Annotated in this window: 3 protein-coding genes and 1 pseudogene; 1 reads left to right on the top strand and 3 read right to left on the bottom strand. The window is 71.1% G+C overall.

Translation table 11 applies throughout. The features are described 5' to 3' along the window. Positions 1-137: pseudogene (locus F8274_RS30205) on the top strand (phytochelatin synthase); the annotation flags it as partial. Between the two features lie 63 nt (positions 138-200). On the opposite strand, the gene dusB reads toward F8274_RS30205, so the two are convergent. From dusB to F8274_RS30220, 3 genes are all read right to left on the bottom strand, one after another. Then, positions 201-1,373, bottom strand: coding sequence for a tRNA dihydrouridine synthase DusB (gene dusB / locus F8274_RS30210; protein WP_151465758.1), 1,173 nt, complete (start codon positions 1,371-1,373; stop codon positions 201-203). A gap of 51 nt (positions 1,374-1,424) precedes the next feature. Then, a complete protein-coding gene (locus F8274_RS30215) occupies positions 1,425-2,804 on the bottom strand; it encodes a glycine--tRNA ligase (RefSeq protein WP_151465759.1) in 1,380 nt (459 codons plus the stop codon). 113 nt (positions 2,805-2,917) lie between these two features. Beyond that, a partial coding sequence (locus F8274_RS30220) for a hypothetical protein (RefSeq protein WP_151465761.1) occupies positions 2,918-3,344 on the bottom strand: 427 nt, incomplete at its 5' end.

Below are 3,344 nucleotides of genomic sequence, written 5' to 3' on the forward strand. Positions count from 1 at the left end.
TCAGCGTCGTCGGCTACCAGAACAACGGCCACACCGTGACCATCGCCGACAGCGCCAACCCGAACACCGCCTCCTACCGCATCACCGTCGACAACCTCGCCGACTGGATCGCCACCCGCGGCTACTCCACCTCCTGACGATCCGACCGGCAGCGACACGAAAGGGCCCGACCCCACCAGGGGTCGGGCCCTTTTCGCGCGTCAGCCGCCGGAGTCGTCCAGCTCGGCGCCGTCCGGCGGGGTGTCGTCGTCGCGGCTGGCCAGCCAGCCGTCCGGGAGGAAGACCTTGCCCGGGGAGTTGGTCCGGCCGCGCGGCTGGCCCAGCGTCTCGACGGGAAACGGCACGGTCGGGTCGAGCTTGCCGAGCAGGTCGTCGAGCTGGGCCAGGCTCTCGATCATCGCGAGGGAGCGGCGCAGCTCGCTGCCCACCGGGAAGCCCTTGAGGTACCAGGCGACGTGCTTGCGGAAGTCGGTGCAGCCGTCACGCTCGCCCCGGGCCGGGTTGCGGGCGCCAGCCACGAACTGGTCGACCAGCAGCTCGGCGTGCCGGCGCATGGTCGCCGCCACCTCGCCGAGGTTCGGCAGCCGCCGCTCGGTGCGGCCGTTGAAGGCGGCCTCCAGGTCGGCGAAGAGCCACGGCCGGCCCAGGCAGCCCCGCCCGATCACCACGCCGTCGACGCCGGTGTGGGCGACCATCCGCAGGGCGTCGTCGGCCTCCCAGATGTCGCCGTTGCCGAGCACCGGCACGTCGAGCGCCTGCTTGAGGGTGGCGATCGCGTCCCAGTCGGCGATGCCCGAGTAGCGCTGCGCGGCCGTACGCCCGTGCAGGGCGACCGCGGCGACGCCGGCGTCCTGGGCGGCGAGGCCGGCCTCGACGTACGTCAGGTGGTCGTCGTCGATGCCCTTGCGCATCTTCACGGTGACCGGCACCCCGGCGGGCGACGCGGCGGCCACGGCGGCCCGGACCAGCCGGGCGAAGAGCCGGCGCCGCCACGGCAGGGCCGACCCGCCGCCGCGCCGGGTGACCTTGGGGACCGGGCAGCCGAAGTTCAGGTCGATGTGGTCGGCGAGGTTCCGCTCCACCACGATCCGCACGGCGGCGGCGGTGATCTCCGGGTCGGTGCCGTAGAGCTGGAGGCTGCGGGGCTGTTCGTCCGCGCCGAAGGCGATCATGCGGAGCGTCTTCGGGTTCCGCTCGACGAGCGCGCGGGTGGTGATCATCTCGCAGACGTAGATGCCGCCGCCCTGCTCGCGGCAGAGCCGGCGGAAGCCGACGTTGGTGATCCCGGCCATCGGCGCGAGCACCACCGGCGGCCACACCTGGTGGGGGCCGAGGGTGAGCGGACGCAGCGCGGGCAGGGTCGGGGCGGTCACCGCACAAGTGTACGGGGCCCCGACCGACCGGTCGGGGCCCCGTGACCAGCGTCAGCAGCCGGGCAGGCGCTCGATCAGGTAGCGCTCGACCTGGTCCAGGGAGATGCGTTCCTGGGTCATGGTGTCCCGGTTCCGGACCGTCACCGCGTTGTCGTCGAGGGTGTCGAAGTCGACGGTCACGCAGAACGGGGTGCCGATCTCGTCCTGCCGGCGGTAGCGGCGGCCGATGGCCTGCGAGTCGTCGAACTCGACCACCCAGCGCTTGCGCAGGTCGGTGGCGAGCTGCTTGGCCTTGGGCGACAGCGCCTCGTTGCGGGACAGCGGCAGCACCGCCACCTTGACCGGGGCGAGCCGCGGGTCGAAGCGCATGACGGTGCGCTTGTCCACGCCGCCCTTGGTGTTCGGGGCCTCGTCCTCGTCGTACGCCTCGAGCAGGAACGCCAGCACCGCGCGGGTGAGGCCGGCGGCCGGCTCGATCACGTACGGCATCCAGCGCTCCTGCTTCGTCTGGTCGAAGTACGACAGGTCGACGCCGGAGTGCTTGCTGTGCGTGGACAGGTCGAAGTCGGTGCGGTTGGCGATGCCCTCCAGCTCGGCGAACTCGGTGCCGCCGAACTGGAACCGGTACTCGATGTCGACGGTGCGCTTCGAGTAGTGGGAGAGCTTCTCCTTGGGGTGCTCGTAGAAGCGCAGGTTGTCCTCGGAGAGGCCGAGGTCGAGGTACCAGTTCCAGCGCTCGGAGAGCCAGTACTCGTGCCACTGCTCGTCGGTGCCCGGCTCGACGAAGAACTCCATCTCCATCTGCTCGAACTCGCGGGTCCGGAAGATGAAGTTGCCCGGGGTGATCTCGTTGCGGAACGACTTGCCGGTCTGCGCGATGCCGAACGGGGGCTTCTTGCGGGCGACCGTCTCCACGTTCTTGTAGTTGACGAAGATGCCCTGGGCGGTCTCCGGCCGCAGGTAGTGCAGGCCCTCGTCGCTCTCCACCGGGCCCAGGTAGGTCTTCATGAGGCCGTTGAACATCTTCGGCTCGGTGAAGGTGCCCTTGTTGCCGCAGTTCGGGCAGTTCAGCTCGGTCAGCGAGGTGAGCGGCTTGCCGTGCTTGGCCTCGTACGCCTCTTCGAGGTGGTCGGCGCGGAACCGCTTGTGGCAGGACTGGCACTCGGTGAGCGGGTCGACGAACTCGGCGATGTGGCCGCTGGCCTCCCAGACCTTGCGGGCCAGGATGACCGCGGAGTCCAGGCCGACGACGTCGTCGCGCTGCTGGACCATGGTCTTCCACCACTGCCGGCGGACGTTCTCCTTGAGCTCGACGCCGAGCGGACCGTAGTCCCAGGCCGACCGGGTGCCCCCGTAGATCTCGCTGGAGGGGAAGACGAAGCCCCGGCGCTTGGCGAGGCTGACGACGGCGTCGATACGGTCGGCTGGCATGTTTCCTCCTACGCCGGCTGGCGGTCGGCGGGGGCGATGTGAGTGGAACCGGACGGTTCGGGACAACGGTACGACCACCGCGGGCCCGAGCCCAGCAGAATACCGGGGGCCCGTCAGCTCACCCCGCACACCTCCATGCCGCCGGTCTGCTGGTCAGGCGCCAGCGTGACGGTCTGCGCCTCGCGCCGGCCGCCGGCCAGGGTGACGTCCACCGGCACGGTCAGCGTCGCGGTGTCGACCTCGCCCACCCGGTAGCCGGAGATCTGCGGTTCGGTGGCCACCCGCTGCTCGAACTCCGCCCGGGACTCGCGCCGCCGGGCGTCGTCGCAGAGCCGGTCGTACGCCTTGGACCAGTCCTTGACGACGAGCGCCTGGTAGTAGTCGTCGGTGACCGCACGGCCCTGTTCCTCGACGGCCTGCACGTTGCTCACGGCGAGCCCGACCACGGCCGCGCCGCCCCCGCCGCAGCAGAGCAGCACGGCCAGCGCGCCGACGCCGAGGCCGAGCCAGAGCCGGGCCCGGCCGCCCTCGGTGGGCGGC

It is taken from the genome of Micromonospora sp. AMSO31t, from assembly GCF_008868175.1.
Lineage (GTDB): Bacteria > Actinomycetota > Actinomycetes > Mycobacteriales > Micromonosporaceae > Micromonospora.

What these genes read in the sequence shown, in the direction of transcription:
- F8274_RS30215 (WP_151465759.1), bottom strand. Translation starts at nt 2,804, where the DNA reads ATGCCAGCCGACCGTATCGACGCCGTCGTCAGCCTCGCCAAGCGCCGG.